The 17147-nt window shown below is 38.0% G+C and carries 13 protein-coding genes; 2 read left to right on the top strand and 11 right to left on the bottom strand.

Going from position 1 to position 17147, the window contains the following annotated elements; all coding sequences use genetic code 11:
• Window positions 1–16: 16 nt before the first annotated feature.
• The 3 genes from IGJ32_RS06070 to alaS all read right to left on the bottom strand — a co-directional run bounded on the left by IGJ32_RS06070 (window position 17) and on the right by alaS (window position 4904).
• Window positions 17–1156 carry a cation diffusion facilitator family transporter gene (locus tag IGJ32_RS06070; protein ID WP_342081698.1) on the bottom strand — a complete coding sequence of 380 codons (1140 nt, stop codon included), beginning with the start codon at window positions 1154–1156 and terminating at the stop codon, window positions 17–19.
• A gap of 20 nt (window positions 1157–1176) precedes the next feature.
• The gene (locus IGJ32_RS06065) at window positions 1177–1773 is read right to left on the bottom strand and encodes an ECF transporter S component (RefSeq protein ID WP_010737525.1); all 597 of its coding nucleotides are present in this window, start codon (window positions 1771–1773) and stop codon (window positions 1177–1179) included.
• A gap of 488 nt (window positions 1774–2261) precedes the next feature.
• Window positions 2262–4904, bottom strand: a complete 2643-nt coding sequence (gene alaS / locus IGJ32_RS06060; RefSeq protein WP_178305987.1) for an alanine--tRNA ligase — start codon at window positions 4902–4904, stop codon at window positions 2262–2264.
• A gap of 366 nt (window positions 4905–5270) precedes the next feature.
• Between alaS and IGJ32_RS06055 the strand changes: the two genes are divergently transcribed.
• The gene (locus IGJ32_RS06055) at window positions 5271–5699 is read left to right on the top strand and encodes a GNAT family N-acetyltransferase (protein ID WP_014834680.1); all 429 of its coding nucleotides are present in this window, start codon (window positions 5271–5273) and stop codon (window positions 5697–5699) included.
• Window positions 5700–5829: 130 nt separating this feature from the next.
• Here the strand turns inward: IGJ32_RS06055 and IGJ32_RS06050 are convergent, their stop codons facing one another.
• Complete coding sequence (locus tag IGJ32_RS06050) at window positions 5830–7179, bottom strand: DEAD/DEAH box helicase (RefSeq protein ID WP_034697842.1); 1350 nt, start codon at window positions 7177–7179, stop codon at window positions 5830–5832.
• Between the two features lie 100 nt (window positions 7180–7279).
• The gene (locus IGJ32_RS06045; protein ID WP_342081697.1) at window positions 7280–8425 is read right to left on the bottom strand and encodes a VanZ family protein; all 1146 of its coding nucleotides are present in this window, start codon (window positions 8423–8425) and stop codon (window positions 7280–7282) included.
• Between the two features lie 131 nt (window positions 8426–8556).
• Here IGJ32_RS06045 and IGJ32_RS06040 point away from each other — a divergent pair, with 131 nt between their 5' ends.
• The gene (locus tag IGJ32_RS06040; protein ID WP_081129032.1) at window positions 8557–8883 is read left to right on the top strand and encodes a hypothetical protein; all 327 of its coding nucleotides are present in this window, start codon (window positions 8557–8559) and stop codon (window positions 8881–8883) included.
• Between the two features lie 92 nt (window positions 8884–8975).
• Here IGJ32_RS06040 and IGJ32_RS06035 read toward each other — a convergent pair whose 3' ends face one another.
• The 6 genes from IGJ32_RS06035 to IGJ32_RS06010 form a co-directional block, all read right to left on the bottom strand.
• Window positions 8976–10328, bottom strand: a complete 1353-nt coding sequence (locus IGJ32_RS06035) for an APC family permease (RefSeq protein WP_342081696.1) — start codon at window positions 10326–10328, stop codon at window positions 8976–8978.
• Window positions 10329–10394: 66 nt separating this feature from the next.
• A complete protein-coding gene (locus IGJ32_RS06030; protein ID WP_373168824.1) occupies window positions 10395–11348 on the bottom strand; it encodes an L-threonine 3-dehydrogenase in 954 nt (317 codons plus the stop codon).
• A 177-nt stretch (window positions 11349–11525) separates the two neighbouring features.
• Window positions 11526–12716, bottom strand: a complete 1191-nt coding sequence (locus tag IGJ32_RS06025) for a glycine C-acetyltransferase (RefSeq protein WP_373168822.1) — start codon at window positions 12714–12716, stop codon at window positions 11526–11528.
• A 973-nt stretch (window positions 12717–13689) separates the two neighbouring features.
• Window positions 13690–14373, bottom strand: a complete 684-nt coding sequence (locus tag IGJ32_RS06020; RefSeq protein ID WP_342081693.1) for an HD domain-containing protein — start codon at window positions 14371–14373, stop codon at window positions 13690–13692.
• A complete protein-coding gene (locus IGJ32_RS06015) occupies window positions 14374–15897 on the bottom strand; it encodes a carboxypeptidase M32 (RefSeq protein ID WP_014834685.1) in 1524 nt (507 codons plus the stop codon).
• Window positions 15898–15927: 30 nt separating this feature from the next.
• Window positions 15928–17091, bottom strand: a complete 1164-nt coding sequence (locus tag IGJ32_RS06010) for a THUMP domain-containing class I SAM-dependent RNA methyltransferase (protein ID WP_353875673.1) — start codon at window positions 17089–17091, stop codon at window positions 15928–15930.
• Between the last annotated feature and the right edge of the window lie 56 nt (window positions 17092–17147).

The following is a 17147-nucleotide window of genomic DNA, read 5'->3' as shown; positions in this document are numbered from 1 at the left end:
TTTTAAAGTTTCTGATTTAATAGAGAAGATAATTGTGATCAAAAGTAATATCGAGTTCAAAAGAACCAACCTTTTTCTCAATAGCTTGACGAATCTTTTCTTCTAAAACATCATCTGGTAACTTGAAATTCTGAGGAACTACAATATCGAATTGCAACTCTTTCCCTTTACGTATGATCCGTAAATCGTGCAACCTCAACTCTTTCCCCAACTCTTTGATAATTTGTCTCAATTGTTTCAATATCTTACGGTATTGTTCATTATGGATTGCTACCGGATCTAGATGACAAACTAAATCTACATCCAAAGTCTTTTTAAAGTCTTTTTCGATAATATCAATGATTTTATGTGCTTCATTCAAGTTCAAACTGTCATCAACTTCAATATGAACAGAAGCAAACTTTTTATTTGGTCCATAATTATGAACCAACAGATCATGAAAACCTAAAATCGATTTATAAGAACTTAATTGTTTTTCCATTGTTTTGATTTCTTCAGCTGTTGGACGGCTACCTAGTAATTCATAGACAAAATCACGTAACATCATGATCCCACTAAAAATAATGTACCCGGCTAAGACAAAACCAACATAGCCATCAATACGCCAGCCAGTGAATCTTTCGATGCCTGCAGATACTAAAACAGCTAACGTCGTGAATACATCATTGTAACTATCTTTGGCTGTCGCTTTTAGTGCTTCTGACTGAATTGTTTTTGAAAATCTAGTGTACATACGTCCTTGTAAAAGTTTTAACAGAATCGAAAATATCAGGACAAGAAACACGATCGGTGTCAGGACTAAATGTTCCGGCCGAAAAATTTTCCGTATAGAAGCGTCCAAAAATTGAAACCCTACATACGTAATGATGATTGAAACAAATAAGCCACTGATATATTCAAATCGTTCATGTCCAAATGGATGTTCTTGGTCTGCGGGTTTTGCAGCAATCTTAAACCCAACAAGCGTCAAAATAGATGAAGCTGTATCGGATAAACTATTGATAGCATCCGCCATGATCGAAACACTGCCAGAAAAAAGGCCGATCATAAACTTCGCAACAAACAATAACATATTTGAGATAAGACCTAAGATTCCAGCTATAATACCTTTTTTGGTACGTTCTTGCCCACTAATCGTTTTTTGTTCTTTTGACACTTTTTCGCTTCCTTTATTCTTTATTCTGGTTTGAGTGGCGTTGCAGCAAACAGCGCTTTAGCAATCAGTGGCGTAATGATTCCGGCACCTATCGCTTCCGGAATCCCATTGATTGCGGCAACTCCTGCCAAAGTTTTAAATAATAGATCCGCATCTACGCCATACGCATCAGCAGTTGCCCCAGTATAAAACAGTCCCATAAACCCTAGAACTAAAAGTGTATTCACGAGTGAGCCAAATACTCCTGCTAAAACCGAACCAACGACTACAGAATGATAACGTTGATAAATCCAGTGAAAAATGATTCCTGCAACTAAGCCAACTAACACTCTAGGAACAACTGAAATGATCGGATTGGTAAAGACGAGGGTATCAAATGGGGTCGTAGGCATAGCGTAAGCACGAATGATCGTGGCGATCCCCCAAAACAAACCAATGACCATGCCGTCTTTCGGTCCTAATACAACCGCAGCAACGATAACTGTTATGTGAATAATCGTCAAACTAATAAATCCTAAAGGAATAAACCCTAACCATGGAACCATTGCTTGAACGATAATGATTGCTAATAAAATCGCTCGTAAAACTAAACGAAAAGTTTTATTTTTACTATTCAATTTTACCCCCTCCTTTTTGTTCTAATCGTAAAAGGTTTTGCTTTTTTGTCAATTAATTACTCTCAAAGAAAATGCTGATTGGTTGCATTCAGTTCTCATAAAATAAACCGAATTTGTCAACGGGATTTCCGTTTCAAACAAATTCGGTAGAACTTTTCTTTAACAAATAGGAGGATTTAATGCTCCTTGAACAAAAAAGGTCGTTCTTGAGCCCTTTAGCACGTATGAAAATAAATAGTATTATCGGTGCTTCCTTAAGCAATAAGCGATCAGTGTTTAAACTATGAAAAGCTGTTTAAAAAATGACCGCTTACTCGCTTCAATGAAAGCATTCTATTCCCAATTTTTTGCTAAAACCAGGTCAAGTATTCGCTCCTTGAAATAAGTTTTTTCTCTCCCAAACATAAAATACCGTTTCAAAAGGAGGTTATTATCATCTGAGCTATTCGACGCTTTCCCATTTTATTTGGAAAAGTATTTAAAGTTGATTATTGATTAGACAACCATGTTTTAGCTTCTGATAAAGCATCTGGGATACCAGCAGGGTTTTTCCCACCTGCTTGCGCCATATCAGGGCGACCACCACCGCCACCACCAACTTTTGGTGCAATTGCTTTGATCAAGTCACCAGCTTTTAGCCCAGCATCATTTGCTTCTTTCGTCATAGCGACTAACAAACTAACTTTTCCGTCTTGTTCATTTGCCAAGACAAGAATATCGGAAATGTTTTTTTGTTTCCATTGGTCTGCTAATTGACGTAATTGGTTCATATCTTTTACTTTTACTTGTGCAGTAATCATTGAATGACCACTAACTGTTTCCACATTTTTAAAGACATCGCCTGCTTGTTGGTTCGCTAGTTTACTTGCTAATTGTTCATTTTCTTTTTGTAGTTCTTTTAGTTGTTGTTGTAATTGTTCTGTTTTTGATACAACCTCTTTTAATTGAGGTGATTTGACAATTGTGGCAACTTCTTTTAATTGTTTTTCTTCTGCTTCCAATAACTCATAAGCTTCTTTACTTGTTACAGCTTCGATCCGACGAACACCGGCACCGATTCCTGATTCAGAAACGATTTTAAAGATCCCAATATTTTCAGTATTTGCTACATGGGTTCCACCACAAAGTTCGATAGACCATCCACCAATGTTCACTACACGGACTTCTTGACCATATTTTTCACCAAATAAAGCCATAGCCCCCATATTCTTAGCGGTATCGATATCTGTTTCGATGGTTTCTACTGGGATTGCTTCCCATATCTTCTCATTAACGATTCGTTCCATTTTTACTAATTCATCAGCTGTGATTTGTCCAAAATGAGTAAAGTCAAAGCGTAAATGTCCAGGAGCAACTAAAGAACCAGCTTGGTTTGCATGTTCCCCTAAAACTTCTTTTAAAGCTTTATGCAATAAGTGAGTCGCTGTATGGTTTTTGATAATGCGATTTCTCATCGGTACATCGATCAACAAGTGGTAAACTTCGCCTTCAGTCAATGTTGAAAGCACTTCTACGGTGTGCATAAATTGTCCATTCGGTGCTTTTTGAACGTCAACAACTGTCGCAACCGTTTCTCCAGAGGCATTGATGATCCAACCTTGATCAGCCACTTGTCCACCCATTTCTGCATAAAACGGTGTTTGATCAAAAATCAATTGACCTTGTCCAGCAGACAATTCACTCACTAGTTCTTCATCTTTGATAATCACCAATAGTTTGCTGTCTGATTCAACTTGATCATAGCCAATAAATTTACTATCCACTTTGATATCTGTTAATAGGGCAGATTGGACTCCCATTGATTTTTCTGTACTACGAGCAGCACGCGCACGTTGTCTTTGTGCTTCCATTTCTTTTTCAAAGCCTTCATGATCGACTTTCAAGCCTTCATCTTCTGCCACTTCTTCGGTCAACTCCACTGGGAAACCGTAAGTATCATATAATTTGAAGATATCTTTTCCAGCAAGTGTTGTTCCATTTGCTTTTTTGACTTCAGCGATCACTTGATTCAAGATTTCAAGACCTTCGTTGATTGTTTCATTGAAACGTTCTTCTTCGGTACGAACTACTTTTTCAATAAATTCTTTTTGTTGAAGGACTTCCGGATAATAGCTAACCATGATTTCGCCAACTACTGGAACAAGATCATATAAGAAAGCTTTTTCGATCCCTAATTTTTTCCCGTGCATCACTGCTCGGCGTAATAAACGACGAAGAACATAGCCACGACCTTCATTTGAAGGAAGCGCCCCATCTCCAATCGCAAAAGATAATGCTCGGATATGATCCGCAATTACTTTATAAGAAATGTCGGTTGTCGGGTTTTCACCATATTTTACTTGGTTACTTAGTTTTTCTACCGCATGAATGATCGGTAAGAACAAGTCTGTTTCAAAGTTTGTTGGTGCGTCTTGAACGATCGAAACCATCCGTTCCAGCCCCATGCCCGTATCAATATTTTTATGTGGTAAAGGTTCAAATGTATGATCTGGTTTATGGTTGAACTCAGAAAATACTAGATTCCAAATTTCTAAATAGCGTTCGTTTTCTCCACCAGGGTAGTTTTCTGGATCATCTTCTGCGACATCATTGTATGCTTCGCCTCGATCATAGAAGATTTCTGTATCAGGACCACAAGGACCCGCACCAATATCCCAGAAATTATCTTCAACATCTACAATGTGATCAAGTGGTAAGCCGACTTCTTCATGCCAGATTCGTTTTGCTTCTGTGTCTTTTGGATAAACGGTAACATATAATTTTTCCGGATCAAATGCCATCCATTCAGGACTTGTTAAAAATTCCCATGCCCAATGGATTGCTTCATTTTTGAAATAATCACCAATAGAAAAATTCCCAAGCATTTCAAACATTGTGTGGTGCCGTGCTGTCTTCCCTACGTTTTCAATGTCATTCGTACGAATTGATTTTTGAGCGTTTGTGATGCGTGGATTTTCTGGTACGACAGAGCCGTCAAAATATTTTTTTAACGTAGCAACCCCTGAGTTGATCCATAAAAGCGTTGGATCGTTGACTGGAATTAATGATGCGCTAGGTTCAATCGTGTGTCCTTTTGATTGGAAGAAATCTAAAAACATTTGTCGAACTTGTGCACTGCTTAATTGTTTCATTTTATTACCTTCTTTCTTTATTTTAAACGACAAAAAAACACCCTCACAGCCAAGGACGAAAACTCGCGGTACCACCTTGGTTGCAATGATGTTCGATCATTACCTCTTGAACTCGATAACGCTGAGTAGCGTTGATATTTCTATCAATAAAAAAGGGAGCAATTTGTTTTTTTGACTATTCTTTTTTCAGCCTGGAAAGAATTTTCTGTAAGTCAGACTTAAACAAACCATGTCCTTTTCGTACTTTACAAGTATACGTATTCTATTTTATTCTGTCAACCGCTCTTTTCCTTCAACTCTTATTTCTTTCTAGAATATTTTTTGTTAAGCTTGAATTACGCCTATTAATCAAAAGGAGAATCGATGATGCAAGTTTATTTTGGAAACAAGTCCTGGATCAGAGGGGCGAGTTTTTATCTTCGTTATCAGGTATTTGTTCTGGAACAAGGCATTTTGCCAGAATTAGAATTTGACGAAACGGACACTTCTGATAACTACTTTCTGTTAATGGAAAACAATGTTCCAATTGCAACATTACGTTATCAAAAAAAATCGTCCACTTGTCTTAACCCCGATCGTTTTTGCGTCGCCAAAAATTATCGCCAACAAGGTTTCGGTCGTCAGCTGTTGTCCTTAGCTGAACAGAAAGCGAAAAAAGAAGGCTTGCTATCAAGTTACCTAGTAGCAGAAATGACTGCCCTTAGTTTCTATCAGCAACAAGGTTACGAGACTTGTACAGATCCTTTTATCGAGGATGGGATTACCTGCGTAGGGATGCAAAAAGAATTGATTTAAGATCTATTATCACTAGATTATCTGCTAAATGAACACTTAAAAACAGACCAAAGGAATGCAGAAGACATGCAATCCTTTGGTCTTTGAGCGTGAAGTCATGACGTCTCTTTTAAAGGGTCTGGTCATTGATTTACTTATTGGAGTTTTTCTTATTTTTTCTTGCAGTTCTAGTTTGTTGTCTGCGTTCGATTTTACGGTCTTTTTTGTTCTTTTCAGCAATTGCCCAATCGATTTTCTTTTTATATCCAGGTTTGATTTTTTTCTTTTTCTTTTTCACTAAGCCGATCAATGTAGGATCCAGTGTATCTTTGGATTTTTCCCGTTTCGTCCGACGATTGCGGTCATAAGTCTTGATGATTTCATCATTTTTGATTTCCATCGGTTCAAATGTGACACCAATTTTTTCAATACTGTCAATCGTTTGTTCATCACTTGGTGAGTACAAAGTGATCGCAGTTCCTTTTAAACCATTACGTCCAGTACGACCTACTCGATGGATAAAGAAGTCAAGGTCTTCAGGAATTTCTGCATTGATCACATGAGAAACCCCTTCAATATCGATGCCACGTGCCGCTAGATCTGTCGCAACCACGTATTGATATTCTAAGTTTTGAACTTGGCGCATCACCCGTTTTCGTTCTCTTGGAGTGATATCTCCATGGATTTTGGCTACTTTTAAGCCTTGATTTTTCAAATAATCAGCAATTTCATCCACGTGTTGTTTCGTATTTGCAAAGACAATTGCAAGGTAAGGATGACCAATTGTTAACAATTGGTAGATCATTCGATTTTTATCTTTCCCTTTAGTAGAGATCAGCCAATTCTCGATATCTTCTGAAATAACTGCTTTCGGTTTGATTTCTTCAATGATTGGATTTTCCATGTATTTACGTAAAAATGGTCGTAATTTTTCAGGAATCGTCGCTGAGAAAACTAAAAATTGCAGTTTTTCAGGCAAGCGACTAGCAATTTGATCCACTTCATTCAAGAAGCCCATGTCCAGTGTCATATCTGCTTCATCTACAACAAATGCAAATGCTGTATGGATTTTTAATGCTTGTTCATTCATCATATCCAAGATTCTACCTGGCGTTCCCACTACGATCTGTGGTTGTTGATGTTTCAAGCGGCTCAATTGGCGTTGCTTATCCGTTCCACCTACAAAATTCGTCACTCGGATCTCTGGATCGGAAAATTTAGCGATCTGACTAGCAGCATCATAAATTTGAGTAGCTAGTTCACGACTTGGTGCAGTGATTACTACTTGTACTTCGGCTTTTTCCGCATTGATTTTTTGAAATAAAGGCAATAAAAATGTATGCGTTTTGCCCGAACCAGTTTGTGATTGACCAATGATATTTTTTCCTTTAGCGATCAAAGGAATCAAACGCTCTTGTACTTCAGTTGGTTGAGCAAAACCTTTTTCTGCTAACGCCTCATTTATATATGGTTTAAAATGAAATTGTTCAAAATTACTCATTTAAGTAAGCACCTCTTCTCTTTCTTTTTTACACGACTTTCGCATTATACCACATCCTCAAGCAATTTGCTTGATCCTTTTCAAAGTCGCTCACGATCCACTAGTTCCCTTTTGGTTGAATGGTACTAATCGTATGTGTTTGACTGGCTTTTTCATAGAACAGCACTCTTTTCTTACGAAGGAATGACAAGAAAAGATTCAGCATGAAGATAAACTGTGCAAATGCAACACCCAACACAATAAAAATCCCGCTTACCTGTAATACACCTGTCGTATGGTCAGTGATATGTTGGATCGTCTGACTAAGCCAAGCTAACCCATAAAATAAAAAGTAAAGATACCCATAACGGATAAACAGTGCTTTAAAAGAAAGTCGTTTTCCGTTATCTGAAACCACACGAATGCGTACGATTTTTTTACCTAAAGTGAGACCGTTTGTTACATATGGTATGACCATGAAATAAAGCAAGACTTCTAAAAATACCCACCAACTACTTGAAGTGATATCTCCTATTTTCAAAGACAATTGAAGAGTCACAGCAATCAGTACGGATAAAACCGATAAGAAAGCCCAATCAATGAGATAGGCAACTAATCGTCTCGTTAGAGAAACTGTTTTCCCTTTTTCGTATGACACTTCATCCATTCTTGCTCTCGTAGGCAACATGAAGGTAAAGATTGGTGTCATAATGTACCCTAACGTTCCTCCGATCGTATTCGTCAATAAGTCATTGACATCAAATAGCCGATAAGGTCGAGGATAAATAAAATACAACCCACTTAACTGTGTCAATTCAAAAAATAAGGAAAGACAAAAACTTGCAATGATGGTTTTCACAAAAGATAATCGAAAATAATATCTTAAATAGATCCCGAAAGGTAATAAAAGCAAAACATTAAATACCGGTTCTAAAAAAACGCTTTGTCGCATCGCTGGTAAATACGTACTTGGATCAGATAAAACCAAGACGGTATTCTCTTGGAAATGGACCCATGATGCAAATAAATGTAATTCCATTTTAGGTCCGGTCATTTGAGCAACGGCTTCTTTTGAAGGCAACGGTAAAATAATCAAAAAATAAGCACATAACAAATAAAAAACAAACGAATATAAGATAACCGCTCTCGAAAAAATAAACGTTCCATACTTTCGATATTCATAAATGAAAAAAACCGAAGAAATCGCTAATGCCAAAAATGGAAAAACAATAAGTGCAAAGCGAATCGGTTCAATATAACTAGCCATAAACATCCCCCTTTTTCATCTTAACTAACGGTTTCATCTTATCAGTACTCTTGTAAACTATGCAAGTTATGGGGTAATTATTTTTAAATTTATATTAATTGAAGTATCATTAACAAAAGGAGGCGATTAGCGTGCTTAATATTTATTTTGTGTTTGGCGTACCCGCTTTTTTATTGATTCTCTATCTCATTTTTGCGTATATACGTAAAAAAACGACCATCCGCTATCTTGGATTTATCTTGTTAATTATTGCTAGTTTCATGCTCGTGTTTAACTTACAGACATGGCAACAAGCACTACTTGAAATGGAGCAAGCTTCCTCTCAATCTTTATCAGATCAATTAGGTTATCCGATCTACTTGATTTGGATTCCCATTACTGTTGCTGGTTTTCTCGTCTTATTAAACCTTTTTCGTGCTTGGCGCCGACTAAAACAGTTAAGAAAAAAAACAGGATAAAAACGTGCATTCTCTTGTAGCTGGTTGGTAAAGTTAGCATTGCTTAACTTGACACGCTACAACAGAATGCACGTTTAACTATCATTTATATGTTAAACTACAGGATATTTATTTTTCAAATATAAATAAACAGGGATTCCAACTAATGTCAAAGCGATTCCGCTAAATGCTAAAAGTGTTTGTGTCAGTAACGTACTAACCACGATAAAAGCACCACCAAGAATGGCGATTAGCGGAATGATTGGGTATAGCGGAACTTTATAAGGCCTTTCAAGTTTTGGAGCTGTTTTTCTCAATATAATTACACCTACAAATACCATCGTATAAAAAATCCAAATCACAAAAACAAGCATATCCGTCAGCATATCAAATCCACCGACCATCATCATACCGATCGCAATCACTAGTTCCAAAACACCAGCAACCACTGGAATCTTCGTTCGATCGTTCAATTTTCCTAAGTGGTGACTGAAAGGTAACCGTTTTTCTTGGGCCATCACATAGGGCAGGCGCATCCCAGTAAGTGTATAGCCATTGATTGTTCCATAGACTGAAATCAAAATCCCGACAGTTACAAGTTTCCCACCTACACCACCAAAAATCATGGTGGCCACTTCGCTAGCAGCATTACTGTTGCCACTGATTCCTCCAATCGAAGCTGTTTTTAAAAAGACGGTATTAACGAATAAATAAACAACCATAATCCCGATGATTCCTATAGAAATGGCTTTCGGTAAATCTTTTGACGGTTTTTTTAATTCTCCCGCAATGTTTCCAACGTGAATCCAACCATCGTAAGCAAACATTGTCGCTAACAAGCCCGCACCTAATGCTGAAAACAATGGCAGATCTTTTCCTGCTTCTATGGGAAACAGCTGAAACTCTACTCCACCACTGCGAAATAAGCCAAACAAGACGATGACTGCCAGTGGGATCAATTTACAGATTAAGGTAATAGATTGAAAAGTTCCACCAACTTTTGATCCTAAAAAATTGATCAGCATGATCGTCACAGCGGCTATAATAGCGATGGGGACAATCCATTGCTGTTCTAAGGCAAATAAGTTCACAAATTGTGTCCCAAAGATGATTGATAGTGCCGCTACATTTGCAGGAAAATAAATCACAACTTGTGCCCAACCTAACAAAAAAGCAGCCGTTTGACCATAGGTTCGTTCGATATATTTGACCATACCACCTGTTTCGGGGATCGCTGCGGCAAGTTCTGCACCAGTTAAACCTGCACAGACGGAGATGATCCCTCCCAAAAACCAAGAAAGCATATGTAAACTAACTGATCCTGTAACTTCTGCGACACTCGCTGCTTTAAAGAATACTCCCGCTCCAATCACTGTTCCCATCACAGTCGATAAAGCAGTAAAAAAGCCCATCGTTCGCTTTAGTTCGACTTTGTTTTTTTCAACCGATACTTGGTTACGTTCCATCGCTTATCCTCCCTTTATCGTAAACTCCCCACCACTCGATCGGAAGTTTACGATAAACTATAGTGATTAGACTGTTGCTGTCAATTTCTCTTGCAACTTGGTCAACATATCTTGAGTCATTTTATCTAGGTCGTAACGTGGTTGAAAGCCCCACTCTTTTTGCGCACAACTAATATCTAATGAATTTGGCCAAGAGTCTGCGATCGATTGTCGCACTGGATCAACTGCATAGTCCATTTCAAAATCAGGAAACACTTTTTTGATTGACGCTTTGATTTCTTCTGGTTCAAAAGACATCGCAGAGATATTGAATGCATTGCGATGAACTAAATTTTTAGGATCAGCATTCATCAACTGAACAATCGCCTCAATGGCATCTGGCATGTACATCATGTCCATAGCTGTACCACGATCAACAAAGCACGTGTATTTTCCTTCTTTGATAGCTGAATAATAAATATCCACTGCATAGTCCGTTGTCCCACCACCAGGTAAAGTTTTATAAGAAATCAATCCTGGGAAGCGTACACCTCGTGTATCTACACCATACTTTGTATAATAGTAGTCACACAAAAGCTCGCCTGCGACTTTTGTCACGCCATACATTGTTGTTGGTCGTTGGAGTGTATCTTGAGGAGTCTCATCTTTTGGTGTATTAGGTCCAAAAGCGCCGATTGAACTTGGCGTGAAGAATTTTAACTTAAATTCTCTTGCGACTTCCAGCGCATTGACTAACCCAACCATATTGAGGTCCCAAGCGAACTTTGGTTTTGCTTCAGCGACAGCTGATAAAAGCGCTGCTAAATGAATCAAAGTATCTACTTGATATTTTTCGACTAACGCTCGCATTTTTTCGTAATCCATGACGTCTAAAATTTCAAATAGTTCACCATCTTCTAGCTTTTCAGGCATACGAATATCCGTTGCGACAACATTTTCATTACCCAAATCTTCCCTTAAACGTAAAACTAATTCCGATCCGATTTGTCCAAGGCAGCCAGTAACTAATACTTTTTTCATACAAACACTCCTTTTTAGTTCATTTTCACTATCTATTAAAAATAAATGCTACCTACATTTCATTGACGAGCAAAATATAAAAAAGGTGATTCTTCGATTTTCACAGAAATACAACCGAAACGCTCTATCCTGTGATCGTCTTTCTCTTAGATTTCAGGCGAGATCGTTTCTACTAAATCAAATGATGTCCATTTCATTTCCGACTTTTTGGTAAATCGCTACAGCATGATCGAGCATTTCTTTGGTATGAGCTGCAGTTGGCATATTACGAACACGACCTGTTCCCAATGGTACGGTTGGATAAACGATTGGTTTCACATATAGTCCATTTTCAATCAACTTTTTAGAAAATTGTTGTGTTAGACTCTCATCGCCAAGTATCACTGGAGTGATTGGTGTTTCCGACACGCCGATGTCATACCCGATTTTTTTCAGTTCTTCTTTGAAATAAATGGCATTTTCCCAAACTTTTTCGACTAATTCTGGATGATCTTGCATCAGTTGAATCGATGCTAGAGCAGCGCCAGCAGCACCTGGTGTAAGTGATGTTGAAAACAAGAAAGGACGTCCTCGTGATTTTAACCAGTCGATCAACGATTTAGATCCTGCGACATAGCCACCAACGACACCGATTGCTTTAGACAATGTACCCATTTGCATGTCAATTTTATGTTGGAGACCAAAATGCTTCACTGTGCCGGCTCCTTTTCCCATCACTCCAGAACCATGGGCATCATCCACATAAGTAATCAACCCGTATTTTTCGGCAATTGGGATCATATCGGGTAAATTAGCTACATCGCCATCCATTGAAAAAACACCGTCTGTAATATACATGATTTTGTTATATTTCCCACTATTTACCGCTTCTTTTGCTTTTTCTTCTAGATCGTTCATATCTTGATGCTTAACACGAATGATTTTGGCACCAGAGAGGCGACATCCATCGATGATCGAAGCATGATTCAATTCATCTGATAAGATTGCATCCTCCTTAGTCATAATGGCTGAAATAGCTCCCATATTACAATTGAAGCCTGATTGAAAAGCAATCGCTGCTTCTGTACCTTTAAATTCTGCAATTTTATTCTCTAATTCTTGATGGATACGTAATGTGCCATTAATTGTTCGGACAGCACCTGCGCCGACACCATAGCGATTCGTTGCGTCGATACACGCTTGTTTCAGCTCCACTCGATCAGCAAACCCCAAATAATTATTCGATGCTAGATTGATCAAATTTTTCCCTGCTACCTCAATGATCGCACCATTTGCACCTTCAAGGATATCAATCGTGTTGTATAGTCCCTTTTCCTTCAATAAAGCCAGTTCCTGTTCTAAATAAGTTGACAATACTTCAGAAGACATGTCTCCACCCCCATTTTTCTAACCTTCAAGGTTGAGGAACGAATATGCAGCCTTTCATTCCTGTTTATAAGTATACCTTTTCTGATAGCGCTTACACAAATTATGAGAGTTATTTAACTGAGTATTTTCTTACATAACAAATCAATCGATACTCCACTAACGAAATATTTTTTTACTTATTTTAGTAACTGTCGTTATTTTTAAGAGGATCACATCTAGCTAATATCAACCCTTAACTTAATCAACTTTCCAATAAATATTCCATATATTCTGAATTTTCCGCCATTAGTTAGCCTTGTTTTTTGTTATGAAATAAAAAAACGAATATTCTATTTGTATATTAAATTCTTTTAATGTTTGCTTCTCTAGCTATATATTACTTGGTCCAAGGCGCTTACCTGTAGCTATTTTCAGAAGTCTTTCTCCCAACACAAAAAACGTTCCCTATGGTCCTCAGTTACTACTCATGACCACAAGAAGAGACTGAGACAAACCTTGCCTCAGTCTCTTCTGGTCTCTCTAAAAACGGATAAACGGCGTTCAAGAAGCAACTCCTCAACAATAAGCGATGATTTTCTAAAATATGAGGAGCTATTTTAAAAAATCCTCTCTTATTCGCTCGGAGCTAAACGCTTCTTTCACAGCCTCTTGCTAAACGGTGTTCAAAGAGCTGACCTTCGGCGATAAGTCAAAAAATCTCAAAACATGGGGAGCTGTTTCGAGATTTTCATCCTTAATGCTCCTTCGATTACTCGTCGCAGTTTTTACTTGGTGAGCGCTCAGGTCAAGGCACTCTTTTCACGACCTCTTGTTCACGGTGAGACAAAAGCAGCATCTTCGGAAAATTTGCCGAAATTTACCAAAAATTTGAGAAGCACCAAGTAGGTAACAATCAACATCAAAAACAAGTTTTTGTGTTTCTTGTCAATTTTCGGAAATTCCTTCTTATTTCTTGATGCTAAACACTTTTGTCTCAACCTCCTGTTGCCAACCAGCTTTCGGGAGTAAAATCAGGGTCTCCTACTGACCATTCATTGAAGAATTCATCAATAAATTCCCGCATAAAGGCTTCTCGTCGTTTTGCTTCCTTTATACCATATGGGGTGTTCATCCTATCTGGTAATAAGAACAATTTTTCGTAAAAATGATTGATCACAGTAGACCCTTTGCGATAATCTTTTTTATTTTGATAACTGATTGGGTGCCGACTTTCATCAAAAATGGGATGGCCATGTCCACCACCAAAATAAGCCGTACGCAAAATACCAATTGCTCCTAAGGCTTCAAGACGATCTGCATCTTGAACAATTTTTCCTTCAATAGATAATGCCATTCCTTCACCTGACAATCCTTTTGAAAAAGACAGGTTTTCAATAATCAAAAAGATTGATTCAATGGTTGCATCTGATAGCTCTAAACGTTGCAAAAATTGATGTAACTCTGCTTTTGCTTTCGTTTCATCGGCTACTACTTTATCATCGATCGTATCATGCAAATAAGCAGAAGCAAGGGTAATCAATGGATCAGCTTGCGGTTCAGTTGCTAAAATTTTCTCTGCTAATTTAACGACTCTTACCGTATGATCAATCCCGTGTCCAGTTTGATCCATTGCTAATTGCTTGAAACTGTAATCAGCAATTGCCTGCAGTTTCTCCATTTATTTTCCTTCTTTCTCGCTACTGAATTCAGCTACTTGATAGACCGAAAAATAGATTTTTTTCATGTAATCGATCAAATATTGCGGATTTAGCACCTCACCGGTTGCATCCTGAATCAATTGCGTTGGTTTTCTAGATGCACCATATTGATGGATCTTTTCTTTCATCCATTCTTTGATTGGTCGATAATCATCGGATGCTAACACTTCATCGATCGAAAGCTCTTTTTCTAATGCGTGAAGCAGTTGTGCAGCATACATATATCCTAAAGCATAAGATGGGAAGTAACCAAAACTAGCTCCTGACCAGTGGACATCTTGCAAGATTCCTTCTAAATCATTCGAAGGTCGTACTCCTAGATATTCTTCATACTTTTGATTCCAAATAGTTGGTAACTGAGCCACGTCCACGCCTTCATTGAAAATCATTTTCTCAATTTCATAACGAATAATGATATGCAATGGATAGGTTAAACTATCTGCTTCAATTCGAATCAAGCTTGCTTGGGTTTGTTTCAGCGAGCGATAAAAGTCAGTAAATGAAATATCATCGAATGTTCCTTCTGCACATTGTTGGAAAAATGGATATTGTTTTTCCCAGAAACTTCGATTGCTACCAATGATGATCTCATTGAACAGTGATTGAGATTCGTGGATGCCCATCGAAGTACCTTGGTAAATCGGAGTATAAGCAAATTTTTCGTCAATATCTTGCTCATACATTCCATGACCAGCTTCATGGATCACGCCAAAGACTGCCATTTTAAAGTCATGTTCATTCCAACGAGTCGTAATACGTGCATCATTATGATTGATCCCGATCATAAAAGGATGGATTGTGTCATCTAAACGTCCTCTTGAGAAATCATAACCTAACTGTTCAATCACGCCTGTGACAAACCTTTTTTGTTGGGCTTTAGTCATTTTTCGAGAAAGAAAAGAGGTATCTGGTTCATGACCTTTTTCTGCTAAGGTTTTTCTAATTTCCATGATCCCTTCTTTTACTTGTTGGAAAACACGATCTAAGATTTCAACAGACATCCCTGGTTCATATTGGTTGAGTAACACATCATAATCTGTTGCTTCGTCTTTTTTCCAATAGGGGATCAACTGTTTTGTTAACTCAATATTTTTAGTCAATGCTTCTTGAAAATCCGCAAAATTTTTCGTTTCACGAGATTGCTGCCATTGCACCTGTGCGGTAGAAGTTGCTGCTGTCAATGCAGTCATCAATTCTTCAGGAACTTTATATTCAAGTTCATAGTCTTCTTTGACCTTCTCGAACACGATTTTTCCCGTTTCAGATAATTCATTGGGATGTTCAGAAAAATATTGGATGGCTTCTTTGATCTTAGGTCCAATTTTCTTTGAGAAATAAAGACTATAAAGATAACTATTGACTTCACTACGATCCTCACTCGCTTTTTCTGGCATACCCGTTTGGATATCCCAATCTAAAATGCCCAAGGTTTGTTGCAAGAGATTGATTTCTTTTAGTTCTTTCATCAATTCTTTTTCATTCATCATTTATTCCTCCATCCATCCCATATAATTTTAAATCGTTTTGTCTTTTCTTGGTGGCCGCGTTCCCCAGTATTGGAAGAGATCAGTCCGTAAAGCTCCGTTATACAGTTTACGTTTTTTAGTAGCTTTTTGCCCATAATACTCTTCAAAAGTAAGATCACTTGTCAAAATGTATTTACTCCATGTCTTTAATGGACGGAAAACATCGCCCATTTCTTCATACAAGCGACGAACCGTTTCTTCTTCACCTAAACGCTCTCCATAAGGCGGATTCGCGACGATTACGCCGTATTCTTTATCCGTTTTGAAATCTTTGACTGCTTGTTGTTTAAACGTGATTGAAGAGCCTAAGCCAATTTCTTCCGCATTCGCTTTAGCAATTTCGATCATCCGCCCATTGATATCAGAACCTGTGATATCGAGTTCAATATCATAGTCTGCTTGCTCTTCTGCCAATGCTCGAACATTTTCCATAACATCTTTACTAAACCAATCCCATGATTCACAAGCAAATTCACGATTAAATCCTGGTGCAATGTTGTGTCCAATCAAGGCAGCTTCGATGCAGATCGTACCAGAACCACACACTGGATCATAAAACGGACGATCTTTTCGCCAATTTGTCAACATCACTAAAGCGGCTGCCATGTTTTCTTTCAACGGTGCGCCACCTTTTTCCAAACGATATCCCCGTTTGAACAAACTAGGACCAGTTGTGTCTAGTGTGATCATGACATGATCTTTTAGTAAAGCGACTTCTAATTGAAAATGTGCGCCTGTCTCCGTTAATGGAACAGATGCCGGACGGTGATAATACTTACGCAATCGTTCAACGATCGCTTTTTTAGTGATCGCCTGACAATCAGGTGTACTATAAAGCTTAGACTTGATTGATTTTCCTGCAACCGGAAATTCAGCATCTAAAGGTAGAAAGTCTTCCCAAGGTAATGCTTTAACTTTCTCAAATAGTTCATCAAAGGTAAACGCATCAAATTCCCCAACAACGATCTTTACCCGGTCAGCTGTTCGTAACCATAAATTTGCTGTAGCGATCGTTTCCATCGTTCCTTTGAAACGTGCCCGTCCATTTTCAACTTGACAATCTATGCCTAAGTCACGTAGTTCTTTTCCAACAAGGGCTTCTAACCCACTTGCAGCCGTTGCCACAAGATTAAATTCTTTAGTCGTATCCATACTTATCTCCTTATAAGAAAAGCTGAACGTGGTCGTCCAGCTTTTTGTAAAATCAA

The organism is Enterococcus sp. DIV1639a (assembly GCF_050530445.1).
Lineage (GTDB): Bacteria > Bacillota > Bacilli > Lactobacillales > Enterococcaceae > Enterococcus_B > Enterococcus_B hirae.
The sequence above is the reverse complement of the archived record's forward strand: the minus strand, read 5'-3'. Positions and strand labels throughout refer to the sequence as shown.

Bases quoted from the DNA above. Each gene is read 5' to 3' on its own strand.
- IGJ32_RS06015 (WP_014834685.1), bottom strand. From the start codon at position 15,897: ATGAATGAAAAAGAATTGATGAAAGAACTAAAAGAAATCAATCTCTTG.
- IGJ32_RS06025 (WP_373168822.1), bottom strand. From the start codon at position 12,716: ATGTCTTCTGAAGTATTGTCAACTTATTTAGAACAGGAACTGGCTTTA.
- IGJ32_RS06030 (WP_373168824.1), bottom strand. From the start codon at position 11,348: ATGAAAAAAGTATTAGTTACTGGCTGCCTTGGACAAATCGGATCGGAA.
- IGJ32_RS06045 (WP_342081697.1), bottom strand. From the start codon at position 8,425: ATGGCTAGTTATATTGAACCGATTCGCTTTGCACTTATTGTTTTTCCA.
- IGJ32_RS06035 (WP_342081696.1), bottom strand. From the start codon at position 10,328: ATGGAACGTAACCAAGTATCGGTTGAAAAAAACAAAGTCGAACTAAAG.
- IGJ32_RS06055 (WP_014834680.1), top strand. From the start codon at position 5,271: ATGCAAGTTTATTTTGGAAACAAGTCCTGGATCAGAGGGGCGAGTTTT.
- IGJ32_RS06050 (WP_034697842.1), bottom strand. From the start codon at position 7,179: ATGAGTAATTTTGAACAATTTCATTTTAAACCATATATAAATGAGGCG.
- IGJ32_RS06010 (WP_353875673.1), bottom strand. From the start codon at position 17,091: ATGGATACGACTAAAGAATTTAATCTTGTGGCAACGGCTGCAAGTGGG.
- IGJ32_RS06020 (WP_342081693.1), bottom strand. From the start codon at position 14,373: ATGGAGAAACTGCAGGCAATTGCTGATTACAGTTTCAAGCAATTAGCA.
- alaS (WP_178305987.1), bottom strand. From the start codon at position 4,904: ATGAAACAATTAAGCAGTGCACAAGTTCGACAAATGTTTTTAGATTTC.